The sequence below is a fragment of the Azospirillum rugosum genome, assembly GCF_017876155.1.
GTDB classification, from domain to species: Bacteria; Pseudomonadota; Alphaproteobacteria; order Azospirillales; family Azospirillaceae; genus Azospirillum; species Azospirillum rugosum.
This window is the reverse complement of the sequence record NZ_JAGINP010000030.1, coordinates 83,712-101,087: the sequence shown is the minus strand read 5'-3', so window position 1 is coordinate 101,087 and position 17,376 is coordinate 83,712. Positions and strand designations below refer to the sequence as shown.

General features: G+C 68.8%; 12 protein-coding genes and 1 rRNA gene. 2 read left to right on the top strand and 11 right to left on the bottom strand.

Features of this window, described 5'->3' with window-relative positions:
- A 23S ribosomal RNA gene (locus J2851_RS30930) occupies positions 1-95 on the top strand; the annotation flags it as partial.
- Positions 96-245: 150 nt separating this feature from the next.
- Here J2851_RS30930 and J2851_RS30925 read toward each other — a convergent pair.
- The 11 genes from J2851_RS30925 to J2851_RS30875 all read right to left on the bottom strand — a co-directional run bounded on the left by J2851_RS30925 (position 246) and on the right by J2851_RS30875 (position 15,108).
- On the bottom strand, positions 246-1,352 hold the full coding sequence (locus J2851_RS30925; RefSeq protein ID WP_209771536.1) for a GNAT family N-acetyltransferase: 1,107 nt from the start codon (positions 1,350-1,352) through the stop codon (positions 246-248).
- Complete coding sequence (gene nadE / locus J2851_RS30920; RefSeq protein ID WP_209771533.1) at positions 1,349-2,356, bottom strand: NAD(+) synthase; 1,008 nt, start codon at positions 2,354-2,356, stop codon at positions 1,349-1,351. The genes J2851_RS30925 and nadE overlap by 4 nt, the downstream gene beginning before the upstream one ends.
- Before the next feature lie 64 nt (positions 2,357-2,420).
- Positions 2,421-4,451, bottom strand: a complete 2,031-nt coding sequence (gene asnB / locus J2851_RS30915) for an asparagine synthase (glutamine-hydrolyzing) (protein ID WP_209771528.1) — start codon at positions 4,449-4,451, stop codon at positions 2,421-2,423.
- 114 nt (positions 4,452-4,565) lie between these two features.
- Positions 4,566-6,107 (bottom strand): class I adenylate-forming enzyme family protein, encoded by a 1,542-nt coding sequence (locus J2851_RS30910; RefSeq protein ID WP_209771525.1) that lies wholly within the window; start codon positions 6,105-6,107, stop codon positions 4,566-4,568.
- Between the two features lie 98 nt (positions 6,108-6,205).
- Positions 6,206-6,499 (bottom strand): acyl carrier protein, encoded by a 294-nt coding sequence (locus J2851_RS30905; RefSeq protein WP_209771524.1) that lies wholly within the window; start codon positions 6,497-6,499, stop codon positions 6,206-6,208.
- A 991-nt stretch (positions 6,500-7,490) separates the two neighbouring features.
- Positions 7,491-8,405 carry a polysaccharide deacetylase family protein gene (locus J2851_RS30900; protein WP_209771522.1) on the bottom strand — a complete coding sequence of 305 codons (915 nt, stop codon included), beginning with the start codon at positions 8,403-8,405 and terminating at the stop codon, positions 7,491-7,493.
- 31 nt (positions 8,406-8,436) lie between these two features.
- Positions 8,437-9,588 carry a glycosyltransferase family 4 protein gene (locus tag J2851_RS30895; RefSeq protein WP_209771520.1) on the bottom strand — a complete coding sequence of 384 codons (1,152 nt, stop codon included), beginning with the start codon at positions 9,586-9,588 and terminating at the stop codon, positions 8,437-8,439.
- Between the two features lie 238 nt (positions 9,589-9,826).
- Positions 9,827-10,933, bottom strand: a complete 1,107-nt coding sequence (locus J2851_RS30890) for a glycosyltransferase family 4 protein (protein ID WP_246501054.1) — start codon at positions 10,931-10,933, stop codon at positions 9,827-9,829.
- Between the two features lie 92 nt (positions 10,934-11,025).
- The gene (locus J2851_RS30885) at positions 11,026-11,958 is read right to left on the bottom strand and encodes a glycosyltransferase family 2 protein (protein WP_209771517.1); all 933 of its coding nucleotides are present in this window, start codon (positions 11,956-11,958) and stop codon (positions 11,026-11,028) included.
- Positions 11,959-12,032: 74 nt separating this feature from the next.
- Positions 12,033-13,364 carry an O-antigen ligase family protein gene (locus J2851_RS30880; RefSeq protein ID WP_209771515.1) on the bottom strand — a complete coding sequence of 444 codons (1,332 nt, stop codon included), beginning with the start codon at positions 13,362-13,364 and terminating at the stop codon, positions 12,033-12,035.
- 298 nt (positions 13,365-13,662) lie between these two features.
- Positions 13,663-15,108: an exopolysaccharide biosynthesis polyprenyl glycosylphosphotransferase gene (locus J2851_RS30875; RefSeq protein WP_209771512.1), complete on the bottom strand. Its 1,446-nt coding sequence runs from the start codon at positions 15,106-15,108 to the stop codon at positions 13,663-13,665.
- Positions 15,109-15,893: 785 nt separating this feature from the next.
- Here J2851_RS30875 and J2851_RS30870 point away from each other — a divergent pair.
- Entirely contained in the window at positions 15,894-17,375 is a 1,482-nt protein-coding gene (locus J2851_RS30870; RefSeq protein WP_209771511.1) for a lipopolysaccharide biosynthesis protein, read from the top strand.
- Position 17,376: the final 1 nt, after the last annotated feature.

The window sequence follows — 17,376 nt, the reverse complement described above, 5'->3', positions numbered from 1 at the left end:
AGAGCCGTGACAGACCATCACGTCGATAGGAGGCATGTGGACGGGCGGCAACGCCTGAAGCTGAGCCTTACTAATCGCTCGATCGGCTTGATCCCCGCGCCGGAAACGGCGCGCAAAACCGAACGTCGTGTGCAGCGGCAAGCCGCTCATGCGCCGGACGATGCATCCCGCTCATCTCGACCTTATGAACGACCACACGAAAAGGGCGTCCGCATTGCGGACGCCCTTTTCGCGTTCTACGCCCCTTATTCCCCTAATTCCTTGAACCCCATGTCGCTGTCGGCCGCCGTGACGAACCAGTTGCGCGGGTCGCCGAGCAGCGGCGCCAGGTCGGCCCGGTCGGCGGCGGCCCTGGCCATCATCCGGGTCGGCTGGCGCAGCCCGTTCTTCAGACACAGAAAGCCCATCATCGACAGCGGCCGTGCGGCGAGCGGGTTCAGGGTGCGGCAGAGCAAGGCGGCCATCCGCTCGCGCCGGACCTTTTCGACCACCAGGGCGAAGGCCGGCATCAGCCAGCCCGGCCGGGCCAGGTAGTCGCAGACGACCCCGACGCTTTCCCCGCGCCAGCGGTCGACCCGCAGCACGACGTAGGCCATCACCGCGTCGCGCCGCATGATGTAGAAGCGGCGGTGCCGTTGCGCCGTCGGGATGCTGTCGAAGCGCCAGTTCAGGAAGGCCCAGTCGCGCCGCGCGATGCAGCTGTGCTGCGGCGCCGCCGCCGCCCACAGATCGTCCACGCGCGGGTCGAAGTGGTCGACCTCCACCAGCCGGCCGCCGAAGGCGCGGGCGGCGGCGTGGCAGGCCAGCGACGCGCCGGTCAGCGCCGGCTTGCCGAGCCGCGCGGCCATCCGCGCCAGCCCGCCGTCGTAGGGGCTGACGCGCAGGCAGCGCGGCGGGTCGAGAACGCGCAGGTAGGTCGGCACGTTGCCGAGGTCGAGCCAGCCCGCGCGCTTGTAGGACTTGTAGGCGGCGTCGGTCATGGACAGCGAGATGGCCGCTTCGCTGGCCGCCGCGTGGGACTCCGACAGGCCGGGCCCGACGCCGCGCAGCCGCCATTCCGGGGCGACCATCAGGTCGATCGCCCAGGAGGCGCGGCGCACGCGGTCGCCGACCTTCAGCGCGAAGGGGATGCCGGCCTGCTGGCCGACGATCCCTCCGTTGCGCTTGCAGACCCAGAGCTGCATCCCTTCGGGATCCCGCTCCGGCGGTTCCTCGAACAGCCAGTGGAAATGCGCCTCGTCGAGCTGGATCGCGTCGGTGCCGAAGCTGTCCCGTTGGAACGCCTCCAGCGCCGGACGATCGCAGGCCTCGTAACGGGCGACCCCGCGCTGGGTCCACGCCATCACGGTCATGCGTCGCTCCCGTCGACCTCGACATGCTGGACCAGCGCGGCGTTGCGCAGGATGCGGCCCGAGGTGCGGCGCTTCAGGACGATGTCCTTGTAGACGCGGCGCACCTGCTCGGCCGACAGGTTCAGCGCCTCCGCGGCGTCCTCCGCCGACACGCCGCGGCCAAAAGCACAAAGTGCCAGGTCCAGCTTGTCGTAGGGGATGGCGTAGTAGAACTCCTCCTGCGACTGCGGCAGCGTGTAGGTGTCCGTGCTCGGCGCCTGGCCCTGGATGTCCTCGGGCAGGCCCAGCCACGCCGCCATCTGGTAGACCTGCGACTTGAACAGGTGCGCGATCGGCTTCAGGTCGGCCAGACCGTCGCCGCCGCGCACGAAGAAGCCCAGCTCGTACTCCAGCCGGTTCGGCGTCCCCAGCACCGCGTAGTTCAGCCGGTCGGCGTGCGTGTACTCCATCGTCTTGCGCACGCGCTGTTTCAGGTTCGTCGCCGCCACGACCGACAGGTACACGTCCACCGGCATCCGGCTCGTCTGCATCTCCCCGTCCGGCGACTGAACGGTCATCGTGAAGTAGTTCACCCGGTCGGCGTCGAGCAGCCCGGCCGCCAGCCCGATCTTCTGCTTCCAGCCCGGCCCGTATTCCGGGAAGAGCCGCCGGATCGCGCTGTCGCGCCGCTCGTAGCAGCCCAGCGCCGTCAGCGGCGCCGTGATGTTCTCCATGATCGGCTCAAGGCCCAGGCTCTCGCACAGCAGCCGGCCGCGCCGCGTGCTGTCCGGCGAGGACTCCTTCTCCGGCATCAGGATGGCCAGCACGCGCTCCGGACCCAAAGCCCGCACGGCCAGCGCCGCGCACACCGAGCTGTCGATGCCGCCCGACACGCCGAGCACGACGCCCTGGCGCTTCAGGTCGTGGGCAACCGTGCGCTGGATGAACTGTTCGATCTCGCGCGCCGCCGCCGCGCAGTCCAGCGAAAGGGCGGTGGCGTCGAAGGAGGAAAGGGCCTTCAGCATGGCTCGGTTATCCCGGTTCGAGTGTGTGTTGGATCGTGTGTGAGAGGAAAAAAACGCCGCGCGGTCAGGCCGCCCCGGCCGCGCAGGAGTCCTGAAGGCTATGCTCCTCCAGGATGTGGATGGGGGTATTGTCGAGCTTGGCGCGCGCCGCCGCCGCCCGGGCGGGCAGCTCGTCCAGCGTGGCGCGGGCCAGCATCTGCAGCGTCAGCACGCCGACCAGCGCCATCTCCTCCCGCTCCCCGGCCATGCGGCCGTCCTGGCGGTGCGCCTTGGCGGCCAGCGCGGAGACACCGGTGGCGTCGACCAGCCCGTAGCGGGCCAGCGCCTCCTCCGACAGCAGCTCCCGCACATAGCCCGGCGCCTGGGCGCCGAACAGGGCGGTGGTCATCGGGGCGCGGTAGGGACGCTTGGGCCGCTGGAAGATCTCCGCCGGCAGAAGGCGGGCGGCCAGCCGGCGCAGGGCCAGCTTGTCGCGCAGCCCCAGCATCTTCACCCGGTCGGGCAGGGCGGCGCACAGGTCGTCCACCCCGGGGTCGAGGAAGGGGTAGCGCACCTCGATGCTGTGCGCCATCGCCACGCGGTCGCCCTGGCTGGTCAGCAGGTAGGGCGTCATGAAGGCGGCCATCTCCACCCACTGCGTGCGGGCCAGCGCGCTCCAGCGCGACCAGCCCGCCGGCAGGTGGGCGGCGACCGCCGCGTCGAAGGCCGCCGCGTTGGCCGTCGCCCGCACGTCGGGGGCGAGCAGGCGCTGCGTCCAGGCGGTGTTGGTCCAGCGGATGCGGTGGGCGTAGAAGGGGTCGTCGGTCTCCGTCATGCCGCGCTTCCAGAAGGCCTGCCACAGCGGGCTGTCCTTTTGGCCGTTCACCGCCGCGAAGGGGTGGATGCGGCTGAGCAGCTTCGGGCGCACCGCGCTGTCGGGGTGCCGCGCCCAGAAGCGGCGGACCTTGTCCTCCTTGAAGATGTCGTAGCCGGCCAGCCACTCGTCGGCGCCCTCGCCCGACAGCACGACGCGGATGCCGCTGTCGCGCACCAGGCGGGAGAGCAGGAACAGAGGGGCCGGGGCGGTGCGCACCAGCGGCGCCTCGCCGTGCCAGACCACGTCGGGCAGCGCGGCCTGGATGTCCTCCGCCCCGCACAGGATGTCGTGGTGTTCGGTCCCGACATGGCCGGCGACCAGGCGCTGCTGGGCCGTCTCGTCGAAGGCGGCGTCGGAAAAGCGCACGCCGAAGCTGTGCATGTGCGTGGTGTCGAGCCGGCGGGCCAGCGCCGCGATGACCGAACTGTCCAGCCCGCCGCTGATGTAGACGCCGACCGGCACGTCGGCGCGCAGGCGCAGCCGGATGGCGTCGGTGAGCTTCTCCTCCAGCCGGTCGGCCGCCTCGTCCAGCGAAATGCGGGACAGGGCCGGGTCGCCCGACAGGTCCGGCTCCCAGTAGCGGTCCTCGTGCAGGCGCAGGTCGGCGTCGACGCGGATGGCCGTGGCCGGCGGCACGGCCTGCACGCCGGCGAAGACGCTGCCCTGCGGGGCCACGCTCCAGTGGGTGAAGACCTGGGCCAGCCGCGCGGCATCGAAGCGCGGCTCCACCCGGCCGCCGCCGAACAGCGCCTTGGCCTCCGACGCGAAGGCGAGATGGTCGCCGACGCGGGCGTAGAACAGCGGCAGAATGCCCAGCCGGTCGCGGACCAGCCACAGCTCGCGCTTCACCGTGTCCCACAGGCAGATGGCGAACTGGCCGTTCAGCTTGGCCCAGGCGGCGGGGCCGTATTCCTCGAAAGCGTGGACGATGACCTCGGTGTCGGTCTGGGTGTAGAAGCGGTGGCCGCGCGCTTCCAGCTCGGCGCGCAACTCGACGTGGTTGAAGATCTCGCCGTTGAACGAGATCCACAGCGTGCGGTCCTCGTTGTGGATGGGCTGGAAGCCGCCGGCCAGGCCGACGATGCTCAGGCGCGCGTGCGCCAGGCCGATCCGGCCGTCGCGGTAGAAGCCGTAGCCATCGGGGCCGCGGTGGCCGAGCATGGCGATCATGCGCTTCAACTCGTCCAGTTCGGCCGGCGCGGCGCGCGGCCCGGCGAGAACACCGGCGACACCACACATGGGGAAATGCTCCTCGGATTCTGCAGGTTGGGTGGAGCCGCAGGCACAACCCAACAGTGTCGGATCGAAATGTCGGGTTTCGCTGCGCTGCACCCGACCTACGGTGGCGGTGGGCTACGCGGTTTCCGCGAGGACGGCGCGCTTGATCTTGCCGGAGTCGGTCTTGGGCAGCGCGTCGCGCAGCTCGACGAACTTGGGGACCAGATGGCTTTCCAGCCGGCCGCGGCAGTGCTGGCGGATCTGCGCCTCCGACAGGGTCGCACCGTCGCGCGGCACCACGTAGGCCTTCACCGCCATGCCGTCGGCCGGGTCGGGCACGCCGACCACCACCGCCTCGGCCACCGCCTCCAGCTCGTACAGCGCGTTCTCGACCTCCTTGGGGCTGACCTTCTCGCCGCGGCACTTGAAGACGTCATCCTTGCGGCTGACGAAGTAGAGGAAGCCGTCGGCGTCGCAGGTGAACAGGTCGCCGGTGTGCAGCAGCGTCTCGCCCAGCGGGCCGGTGCGCAGGCGCTTGGCCGTCTCGTCGGGGCGGTTCCAGTAGCCGCGCATGACGTTGGCGCCGCGCACCACCAGCTCGCCGATCACGCCGGGGGCGGCGCGGTGGCCCTGCTCGTCGACGACGTAGGCCTCGCAGTTGGGAATGGCGCGGCCGACCGAGGCGGCCTTGGCGTCGAGGTCGCGCGGGTCGAGCGTGCAGATGCGCGTGCAGCACTCGGTCATGCCGTACATGGAATGGAAGGCGGCGTCGGGGAAACGCTCGCGCAGGCGCTGGATGTGGGATGTCGGCAGCGGGGCGGCGGCGTTGGTCAGGTAGCGCAAGCTGGACAGGTCCGCGCCCTTGAAGGCGTCGAGCCCGAGCAGGGTGGAGAAGACGGTGGGTACGCCGGGCAGGCCGGTGATGCGGTGGCGGACCATGCGGGCCAGCGTGTCGGCCGGGAAGGCGAAGGAACGCTCCAGCACGACGGTGAAGCCGACCCGCGCGCCGGTGAGGACCTGGGAGAGGCCGTAGCCGAAGGTCAGCGGCAGCAGGCAGAAGACGACGTCGTCGGGCGTGTTGGCGAGGTAGGTGGAGATCGACCAGGTGGTGCTGACCAGGCTGGCGTGGCTGAGCATGACGCCCTTGGGCCGGCCGGTGGTGCCCGAGGTGTAGAGGATGGCGGCCAGATCCTGGTCGATCAGCCCCGGGTCGGCGGGGGCGCGGTGCGGGCCGGCGGTGACGTCGGCCCAGCAGAGGCTGCGCGGCCCATCGGCGCCGGCCGGGCCGACCCAGAGGGTGGCGGCGAGGTGGGGCGCCTCGCCGAGCGCCGGGACGACCTGGCGGGCGAGTGCGGCCGGAGCGACGAGGGCGCGGACGTCGGCATCGGTGAGGATGTAGGCGAGCTTGTCGGCCTTGGTGGAGGGGTTGACGGGGACGTAGACGGCGCCGGCCTTGAGCGCGCCGAACAGGGCGGCGACATACTCGATGGAGTTCTCCAGCATGACCGCGACGCGGTCGCCGCGGACCACGCCGGCGGACTGGAGCGCGCGGGCCACGGCGTCGCTGAGGCGGTCCAGCTCGGCAAAGCCGACGCTGACCTCCCCCGCCACCAGCGCCGGGTGCCGCGGCGTCCGTGCCGCCGTCTCACTCAGATAGTGATGAAGCAGGTGGGCCATGACTCGTCCCCGTGTCTCGTCCCTGTGTTGCGTCCCCGTGCCCCGCCGGTGTCTGACGGCACCCGGTTGGGGATTCCGGCTGAGATAGCGGCCTTCGCTCAGGCCGCGGTCTTCAGGGCCTGCTTGCGCTGCACGTAGTCGGAGATGCGGGCGACCGACTCCAGGTTGTCGGCCACCATGTCCTCGTCGTCCACGACGATGCCGAAATGCTCTTCCAGGAAAGCGACCACATGCATGATCCCGGTGGAGTCGATGATGCCCGACTCCAGCAGGGACTCCGTGTTGTCGAAGCCGGAGTCGTTCCCGAGCAGGAAGTTCTCCACGATGAAGGCGCGGATCTCCGGCAGGACGGGGGCGCTCAGGGTCGTCTCGGTGGTGATGGCGGTCCGCATGTCGCTGGCAACTCCTGTGGGTTTGTTCATCGAACCTTGGCCGGCAGATCGTGACAGGGCACTGGGCCGTCTGTCGTCGTAATCCGAAAGCGCTTCTTGATCTGTTCCGTGTTACCGCTTCGTCCGGGAATGATTGGGCAACGAATTGTTCAGTCCTTGCAGTGGGCTGGCGGTAACAACGCTGAGCACGCCACTCTTTATTGCATCCGGGATCGGCGTTTTCGAGTGGGCAAACGATGGTTGCCCGGTGAAGACAGTGGTTAGCCACTCAGAGGCATTGCATTTTCGGGAGGAATACTATGTCATATCATCACCCATCAGGATCGGGCGGGCGGCCTAGGCTGAGCTTGCGAGCTTCGCCGAAGGGGAGCCCTTGGCCGAAGCGGGTCATAGGCCGTGGGTGGTGGAGAACGCCGGCCTTTTCTCGGCGCGGCTGGGGCGGGCGTCTTCAATGACGCTTTCCCACGCAGGGCTATCGCATTTGGCGCCAAATCCCTCTCCCGTCCCGGGAGAGGGTGGCCCGAAGGGCCTCTCGCGCTGGCTTACGGCCAGCGCTGACGGCGTCAGGCGGATGCCAAGGGCATCCGTTGAGAGCCGGGTGAGGGTGCCGACAAGGATCAAGTCGCTGATCCTTGTCGGCACCCTCACCCTTCCCACGCTTCGCGCGGGTCCCTTCCCTCTCCCGGGACGGGAGAGGGATTTCAACTGCAATTGCCCTCCGCGCCACCGTCCATGGTCTTGCTTTGTTCACGGTGACGGAATAGGATGGGTCCGACAGCGCCCGTGGTGCGCCCGCCGGCCGTGAGACGCGACGTCATCGGGTGTTTCACAGCGTTGCACGATGTTTCATTCATGACGCCGTGGCGGCGGGCTGCCGGCTTTGGGGCTGCCGGCTTTGGGACTGGCCGCCATAGGGCAAGGCCCGCTGTGCATCGCTGCACAACGGGCGCCTGCGGACGGAGCCATGGAACGCGTCACGAACGCCGCGGCCTCACGCCGCCGGGACGGGTTGGCCATGCGACGCGGCCGGGGCCATGGGGGCGGCGCCGCCCTTGCGCTTACGCAGCCAGGCGGTCAGGCCGGTCACCTGGACGGCCAGCCAGTCCACCGACGCGTCGTCGGAGATCGGCACCGCCTTCAGCCGCAGCGGGTCGGCGTTCGGGCCGTTCCAGCCCGGGTCGATGGTGCGGGCGGTGCGGTAGCCGGCGCGGCGGATGATGTCCACCTCGCGGTCGCTGAAGTCGCCGTTGGGGAAGGCGAAGTGGCGGCAGGGCTCGCCCAGCGCCTCCTCCAGCTCGGCCTTGCAGAGCGCGATTTCGTCGGTGACGCGGTGGTCGTCGCACTGCAGCAGGATCGGGTGGGTGCGGGTGTGGGCGCCGTAGTCGACCACGTCGCGCAGGCGCAGCACCTCGTCCCAGGTCAGGGACTGGCGGCTGTCGGTCTCGCGGTCCGGGTCGTTGCCGGCCTCGGCGAGGCGCCGGCGCCGCTCCCCGTCGGGGACGCGCTTCAGCGACTCCACGCCGATGCTGTCGGCGGCCGGCGTCTTCCACCAGTAGGGGCGGGTCGTGCCGACGACCTGGCTGCACAGGTAGACGGTCGGCCGCACGCCGAACTCGCGGAAGAGCGGGGCGAGCTTGGCGTTCTCCTTGTGACCGTCGTCGAAGGTGACCACCAGCGGGTAGGGCGGCAGGTCGCCCCAGCGCCCCGTCTCCAGGGCATCGGCGACCGCCTCCAGCGTGGTGAAGTTGTAGCGCTTGGCGTACCAGGCCAGGTGCTCGCGCAGGATCTCGGGCTCGGGGTCGTGGTAGACGACGATGCTGACCCGGCGGCGGGCGAACAGAAGGCGCTGCATGGCGCCGAACCCTGTCCAGCGCAGGATTCCGGCGGCGAGGGCTTGTTTCGACATGGCTCTTTCCTTCCGAAGGGTCCGCCGAGGGTCAGCCGGAACGCGCGCTGCGCGTGCGGATGGAGGCTCCGGTCCCGGCGGTGCGCGCCGACGGCATCGGGTCGGCCAGCCAGACGCGGGCGTTGCGGCGGTAAATCTCGATGATGCGTTCGCGATAGACGGCGATGTCGAACTGCCGCTCGAAGCGGGCGCGGGCGCCCTGGCCGAGCTGCTGGCGCAGGTCCGGCTGGTCGATGACGCGGGCCAGCGCCTCGGCCAGCGCCACGCGGTCGCCCGGCGGCACGAGCAGGCCGGTCTCGCCGTCGGCGATGGCGTCGCCGACGCTGCCGACCGGGGTCGCGACGATGGTCAGGCCGTTGGCCATGGCCTCCAGCACCGACATGGGCAGGCCTTCGAACATCGAGGGCTGGACCAGGACGTGGGCGGCGACCAGCTCGCGCCGGCAGCCCTGCTGGTCGAGCCAGCCGGTGAAGCGGATGCGGTCCTCGATGCCCAGCGCCTTGGCCTGCGCCCGGTAGGTCTCCAGGTCGCCGTCGCCGGCGATGGTCAGGTGCCAGGGCTTGCCGCGGCAGACGTCGGAGGCCAGCGCGTCCAGCAGGACGTCGATGCCCTTCAGCTTGATCAGGCGCCCCAGGAACAGAAGGCGGACCGGGTCCTCATCGGGGCGTTCCGGGACCACGTCCGGGCCCGGCACCGCGTTGTGCAGCAGCGTGACCCGCCGCGCCGCAGGACCGAAGGTGTCGACGACCCAGTTGCGCCAGTATTCGCCCAGCACGACGATCTCGCTGGTCATCGCGAACATCTGCCGGATCGCCCAGCGGGCCGCCGGGCCGGCGTCCTCGTAATGCTTGGGGAAGCGGCCGCCGTGCAGGTGCAGCACGACCGGCACGTGGAACAGGGAGGCAAGACCGATGAGCAGCCCCTTGCGCAGGACGCTGCCGTATTCCGCCATATGGATGTGGATCAGCTGCCCCCGGCCCAGCGCGAAGCAGACCAGAAGCCGCAGGAAGGCCGCGGCGAAATAGAAGGGCATCAAATGGAATTTGCCGTTCGGCCCGTAGGTGTCGATCACCTCGAAGCGCAGCTCCGGGCTGTTCAGCCGCAGATCGGTCGTGAAGTTGTCGACGATCCGACCCATGCCGCCCTTCTCGCGGGTGCCGCCGGGTGAAACGATGTAGATCATCTCTGCTCCTGGTCTTGTACCCTGCCCGTCGAACTGCTCCGATTGAGGCGCAACGACCGTTCTTGACCAAATGGACCAGCGCTGTAGTCAGACTATGCTGCGTTAAAATCCGCGGCAACATCGCTGGTGTAGTACGCTTTGGTCAAAGGTTACTGCCCGAAAGACAATCGAAGCGAGCGTTCGTTCGAGAAGGTAGGTCAAGATTTTTTGGGTTAATCTTTCTGGCTTATGGATGTGGCTATTGACGTCCTACACGGGGCAAGGACGGCTTTGGCGCGGTGGTGTCCGACAGGGGCGTGCGCTGCGGAAGCCGGACGGCGTCGGCGCTGTCCAGTTCCGAATACAGCTCCTGCAGGGACCGCCCGTAGGCGTCGATCACGAACCGTTCGAGGAACAGCCGCCGCCCCTCCGCCGACAGCCGGGCGTAGAGCGCCGGATGGCGGGCGAGGTCGGTGACGGCCTGCGCCAGCGCGCCGGGGTCGTTGACCGGAATGATGCGGGCGGTCTCTGCGTCCGTCAGGACCTCCGGGATCGAACCGACGGGCGTGGTGATGACCGGCAGGCCGGCCGACAGCGCTTCCAGGATCACCATCGGAAGGCCCTCGTGCGTGGAGGGCAGCAGCAGGATGTCGTGCGACCGGATGTGGCCGTGCGCCTCCTCCCGCGAGACCCAGCCGCGGAAATCGCACTCCTCCGCGACACCCAGCTCCTCCGCCATGCGGCGGTAGCCGTCCACGTCGCCGCCGCCGCCGATGGTGACGCGGAACATCAGCCCCTCGTCCTTCATCAGGCGGCAGGCGCGCAGCATCGTGCCGATGCCCTTGCGCTCGGACAGGTTGGCGAGCACCAGGAGCGACAGGACCGCCCCCTCCGGCGGGGCCTCCCGCGGGGGAAGGTCGGCGCCGATGTCCGGGACCGCGTTGTAGAGGACGCGCACCTTGTGCGGATCGGTGCCGACCGACTGCACCAGGAAGGTCCGCCAGCTTTCGCCAAGCACGATGGCCAGGCCGCAGTGGTCGAACAGCCAGCGGGAAATCGCCCGGGCCATCGGGCCCTTGTTGAAATATTCCACGAAGGTGGCGCCGTGGAGATGGACCACCGTCGGGCAAGAGAACAGGTCGGCGATCACCTGCACCGCCGCCTTGCGCCAGAAGCTGCCGTTCTCCGACACGTTGATGTGGACGACGGAGGCCTTCCCGCGCGCCAGAAGACCCGCCAGCCGGGCGAGCGTGCGCATGAGGTAGACCGGGGAGGCGGCCGCGCTGCCGTCGCCGCGCGTGTCCAGCACGATCGTTTCCGGCGCCGACGGCGTCCGCCGGAAGCAGTCGACGATGTACCCCGTCATGCGCCCGATGCCGCCCCCGCCGTCCAAGGCTCCGGGCGTGGCGAAGACAATGCACGCAGATGACCGTTTCTTGCGCATGAGTTCCATCATCCTCAAGCGGCACCGGGGGCGGAGTAGATCGCCTGGCGAAGCCGGCGGCGCAGGCCGACCGGCATCAGCGAATGCATCAGGAAGGTGGCCAGCGCCATCGGGGTCGGCGCCCCGTCCCGCAAGGCGGCGCGCAGGATGCGCCGGCGCACGGTGGCCGTGCGCGCGGCCTGCTCGCCGCCGGTCGCCTGCAGGAGCAGGCTGGCGTAGGCGCGCGGCGACAGCATCGGCCGCATCGACTCGGCCCATCCCAGGGCCATGTCGATGTTGTGGCAGGTGGACAGGGTGATGCGGTCGGTTTCCGTGTAGTGGATCGCCAGCACGTCCGGGATGGTGACCAGCGCGCAGCCGTGGATCCGGCCGCAGGCGATCAGCCATTCCCAGTCGTCGAAGGCCGACTTCGGGATCGGCTGGCGCAGCAGAAGCTCCTTGGGCGCCAGCAGCGTCGTGGTCGGGGCGAAGGTCTCGCCCTTGAACAGGCCGTGGCGGACGAACAGGTAGTCGCCGATCGCGTCGCGCGGCGTGCACAGCCGGCGCGGCCATTCGAAGTCGCCGCGGGCCGTGACGACCTTGCAGCGGCAGCTCATGATCGGGTAGCGGACACCGGGCGGGCGGGCGGCCATCTGCGCGGCGACCTTTTCCCGCATCCATTCGTCGTCGTCGTCGAGGAACGCGATCCAGCTGCCCTTGGCGCGCTCGACGCCCAGGTTGCGGGCGCCGGCGGCGCCCAGGTTCTTCTGGAGCGGGATGACGACGAGGCGCGGGTCGGCGATCGTGCCGAGCCGCGTTTCGGTCTCCGGGTCGGGACCGTCGATGATGACGATCACCTCCAGGGCTTCGTAGGTCTGCGCCAGGGCGCTCTCGACAGCCCGTGTCACCATATCGGGCCGGTTTCGCGTCGGGATGACGACGGTGACCATCTCTTGCGAGGACGTCATGACAAAACCTTCAGTCGCGACGGAAATTCAGGGCGGAAACGGCTGGGCGGAAACGGTTGGGTGCTTGGGCGCCGTCAGCTGGGGCGCCTGGACCCGGTCCAGGCCGCCGCGGGCGGCGCGCCGTAGGATGTCCCGTAGGGGGAGGAGCTGGCGAAGGCCGGACGCGCCGCCTGCGCCTGCATGCGGGCCTGGAGCCGCGCCCAGCGGCGGCGCTGGACCAGCCGCGTGACGCCGACGACCAGCACGATCCAGTTCAGGGAGTGGCGCTCCAGGAACACGCTCTCGGAGATCGAGATCAGCAGCAGCGCGCAGCCGACGGTGAAGATCCAGGCCGGCTCGGCCTTGTTGGTGCTGTAGCGGATGGCGGCGAAGCCTTGGAACAGCATGCGGCCGAGCAGGAAGATCACCAGGGCGACGCCGGCCAGGCCGAGGTCCAGCCAGGCCTCGATCCAGCCGTTGTGGGCGGAGTTGATGCCCCAGCCCTGGGTGAAGGCGCTGCCCGGACCATAGGCGCCGTACCAGTAGGCCGCATAGCCCCAGCCCAGCACGAAGCGGTCCTGGATCGACATCAGCGTGTGTTCCCACAGCACCGTTCGGCCGGTCAGGGTCGGATCGCGGCCCAGACCGTACAGGATGTCGTGCCAGAAGGTGGTGCCGCTGGTCAGGCCGACGACGGCCAGCAGCAGCAGGAAGGCGAAGGTCGGGGCGAAGCTGCGGATGCTCCCGCGCACCAGGCTGCTGGAGAACAGCAGGCCGGCCACCAGGAAGGAGGTGACGAGGCCCGTGCCCGACCGGCTCATCACGATCAGCAGGAGCGCCAGCGCCAGCAGCGGGCGCAGGAGCCAGCGCTTGCCCTCGCGCTGCCAGTCCAGCCAGAGCAGGCACAGCACCAGCCAGACCATCATGCGGCCGGTGACGTTCTTCTGCCAGAAGACGCCCTTCCAGGCGCCGACATGCTGCTCGTGGTCGAGGCCGACGTCGGGCATCGCGAAGACCGCGGCGAAGGACAGGAGCATCAGGATGGACAGGCCCGTCACCAGCAGCCGCATGATCTCCGGGAAGCTGTAGCGCAGGGCCAGGTAGATGCCGAAGGCGGTCGTGAACAGGAAGGCGATCGACCGGCGCAGCGTCACGTCGGGATAGATCGACCACAGCGCCGACACGAAGGCGAGCACGACGACCAGGGACAAGGCCGGACTGCCCGTCGGGATGCGGAACGCCAGGCGGGGACGCGACGCGATCAGCGCCAGGATGAGCACATAGACCGCCATGAACCAGAACACCGCGCCGGGAGCGTCCGGGTCGGTGCTCCCCCCGCCGGTCAGCAGCGCCGGAAGGACCGATCCGCCGAACGAGACGATGCAGAAGACGGTGATGCTCTTTTCCAGAACTTCGAGGACTTTCATGGGACCGCTGTTCCGGGTGAAAGGGCTGCGATAGGCATGGAACGCCCGGCGGACGCACCTTGCTTCCTGGTCAGAAGATGTCTCCCCGATGCCCGCCCTGATAGCCGAGCGGTGGCGTTAGGCCGAAGGAGGCTCCGACCGTCCGGAGTACCCCGCGTCGCGGAGGGTATCCGTCCTTGCGCGCGTAAGGGGGGAGCCCCGACCTCGGGCCGGGCCGGCAACGGGCGCAAGCCCGGCGTACAAACGCGCGAGGCCCCCTCTCCCGGCGTGGAAGAGGGGGCCTCGCGGTGGGAAGGGATCACGACCCGTCGCCCTTCAGGACCATGATGGCCGTCTTGCAGAGAATGTAGAAGTCGAACAGCAGGCCGCAGTTGCGGACGTAGAAGACGTCCATCGAGACGCGTTCCTGGAAGGTGGTGCGGTGGCGCCCGGACACCTGCCAGTAGCCGGTCAGTCCCGGCCGGACCGTGCCGATGACGTCCGCCGACGCCCCGACCTCCGGCAGTTCCTTCGGCATGTAGGCGCGCGGGCCGATCAGGCTCATGTCGCCCATCAGGATGTTCCAGAGCTGCGGCAGTTCGTCGAGCGAGGTCTTGCGCAGGAAGCGGCCGAAGGGGGTGATGCGCGGGTCGACCGTCAGCTTGTGGTAGGTCATGTACTCTTCGCGGATCTTCGCGTCGCTCTCCAGAAGGCGCTGGAGATGCTCTTCCGCGTTGACGTGCATGGAGCGGAACTTCAGCAGGTCGAAGGTCTGCTTGCCGCCGGCCCAGCGCTGCTGCCGGAACATCACCGGACCCGGGCTGTCCAGCTTGATCGCCACGGCGATGGCCAGCATCAGCGGGGCGACCGCGACCAGCAGGAGCGAGGCCAGCACCACGTCCAGGAAGCGGCGGATGCGCAGGTAGCCGGTCGGCGGACGGACCGAGACGCGCAGTGCCAGCGAGCCGTGCAGGTTGTGGTAGGTCGCGTCCACCGCGCTGACGTTGCCCTCGCCCAGCAGGCAATAGACCTGCTTGAAGGGCAGCCGGCCGACCAGCTCGGTCAATTCCTTGCGGTGGCGGCCGATGTCCGCGACGATGGCGGCCTGGGCCTGCTGGGCGTAGGCCGGCGACGTGGCGAGCAGCTCCGTCGGGCCGACCACCGGCAGGTTGGCGACGCGGGTCTGCCACAGGCTGTCGTCGTCGTCGAAGAAGCAGACCGGCCGCATGCCGAGCCAGGGCAGGCGCTGCAGCTTTTCCGCGATCGCGGCACCCTGCGGGCCGGCGCCGACGATGACCACCGGCGTGCGCCAGTTCAGCGCGCTCGCCATCAGGCCATGCACCACCAGCAGGTCGGCGGCGTAGGTCACCACGAAGCCGATCAGCGCGACCGACAGGGACTCCACGAAAAAGGACCGGAACCCGTCCATCACCACGAAGGGAACCGCCAACACGGCCCCGGACAGCAACGCCGCCTGAAAGGTGCGGCGGGTCCGCTCCAGATAGTCAAAACGACCCAACGAATAGATTCCGAAAACCGATTTGACCAAAGGCACCAGCATCAACCCCGTGACCAGCGCCCGCTGCGACAGGTCCGCCTCCATGGACAGGGTGTCGTGCCCGAACAGCTGGAGGAGGGCCCAGCCGAGCAGGGTCAGCACGAAGCCGTCGGACAGCGCCAGCAGCAGGCCGGGGCCCAGCATCGGCATGGCCGTCTTTTTGGCAGGAGCCAGATTGATGACCGCTTCAGGGTCCAGTTTGCTCATCGCAGGTTCCATTATGTTTGAAATGGAATGCCATCCATCTCGCGCCTGAGCTAACGCTCTGCGGCGGGAGATGTCGTCTCATCAGCATTGTCTTTGATGCGGCCTGTGTTCTGATCGACACACAAATATTAACAGCGTGGCTCCCTAGGTGATCAGAGTTCCAGGCCGCTCGTTGTTGGTGACGAATTAGGATAAAGGCTGCCGTTTATCAACAAATCACAAGTGGGTCCGTTGGTCCGGAGGAATACCGCGTGGCTTCGTTCGGATCCATGCGTCGAATATTAAAGAGACTCCGAAAGGCTGAGCACCCCAGTTGTGTCTACTGCATTCGGCGAGCGGAGCAGGGGATTCCGACCCGGAACCCCCGAAATTCACCGCAAATAGGAGGTAGAGGGTTAGGGTTCCCGATCTCCTGTGGTGGGACGCGGTGGCGAAAGGCGGGGCCATGCGCAGGGCCGGCACCCCACTTGGGCGGGTGCTTGGGGCGGTGTATCCCCAACGACGGTAGGCAAACGATTCCGGATGACGGGGCGGCCCCAACGCACCGTTGAAGGGCTGCGGACCGGCCGGCAACGTCACCAAGATACGGTGGATCCTGGTTGACCGACCGGCGGGCGGACGGACTGCATACGCCGTCGCGTGTACGACCGAAGAGCCGTCCGCGGTCCCAAGGCGAAATTGACACCCCTCATCTCTGTTCCAATCATTCCGTGTGCGTTCGGCGGCCGGACCGGTGTCCGGGCCGGTATCCGGTGTTGCCGGGCGTTGCCTTTGCGGAGTTCCTGATGGCGTCCGAAGCAGCGACGATCTTGAAGCATGGCTGGATGTTCATGCTGGCCAACGTGGTGAACCGGGCGGCCGGTCTCCTTCTGCTGCCCCTCTACACGAAGCTGCTGTCCCCATCCGAATTCGGGGTCTACGCGCTGGTCGTGGTGGTCAGCGACCTGCTGGCCGTCATGCTGATGATCGGCATGAACAACGCCTTCACCGCGGTCTATTTCGAACATCCCGACGAGGAGGGGCGCCGCCGGGTGATCAGCACCTGCCTGCTGGCCCTGGTCGGGGCCGCCGTGGCGATGCTGGGCCTCGCCTGGCCGGCCGGCGCCGCGGCGAGCTGGGCGATGTTCGGATCGGCCGAACACGCGATGGTGATGGCGGTGGCGCTGGGCAGCGTCGCTCTGACCACCCTGTTCGAGCTGGCGCTGGCCTATTACCGGGCGCGCAAGCGGTCGGGCCTGTGCCTCACCGTCTCCCTGGCGAAGGTCGTGGCCCTGCTCGCCTTCAACGTGGTGTTCCTGTGGGGCCTGGACCTGGGCGTCACCGGCATCTTCCTGGCCAACGGCGCGTCCTTCGCCGTGCTGGGCGCCCTGCTGATGGTGATGATCCTGAAGGACAGCGGGATTGCCTTCTCCTTCCCGATCCTTCGCCGGGTCGCGGCGCTGGGGATGCCCTACGCGCCGCAGTCGCTGCTGGACATCGCCAACAACTTCGTCTCGCGCTGGCTGCTGAACATCCTGCTGTCCACCGCGGCGGTCGGCCTGTTCGCCTTCGGCATGCGGCTGTCGCAGATCCTGTTCATGTTCCTGACCGCCTCCTTCCTGCAGATCTGGTCGGTCAGCCGGCTGGAGGCGCAGCACGGCGCGTCGGACCACGGCCAGGCGAACTTCGTCTTCCACCTGTTCGTCGTGCTGCTGACCGGGGCCGGGCTAGGGCTGGCGCTGACTGCGCCGGAGATCCTGTGGCTGATCGCGTCGCACGACTACACGCCGGTGTTGCCCTGCATGCCCTTCCTGGTGATGGCCTATGTGCTGCACGGGGTGCGCATGAACCCGGAGGTGGCGATCCTGAAGGCCAAGCGGGTCGGCGTCCTGCCGTGGATTTCGGCGGCGAGCCTGGCGGTCGGGACGGCGCTGGCCGTGGGGCTGGTGTGGCAGTGGGGCCTGCTGGGCGCCGCCCTCGCCAACCTGGGGCGCGAGATGTTCCAGATCCTGCTGACCGAAGCGGTGCGCCGCCGGCTGTGCCGCGACGAGATCCCGCTGAACGCTGTCCGGATCGGCTGGATCCTGGTGCCGGCCGCGGCGGCCTACAGCGTGGGCTGGGTCCTGTTCGGGGACGCGGTGGATCCCGCCTTCACGGCCGAGAAGGTCGGGCTGACCCTGGTCTTCCTGGCGGTGGCCGTGTTCGGCCCCGGCCTGGGCGCCGACGGTCGGGCGATGCTGGGCAAGCTGCTGTCCGGCGGCATGCGCCGGGCGCCCTCAGCCCCGTAAC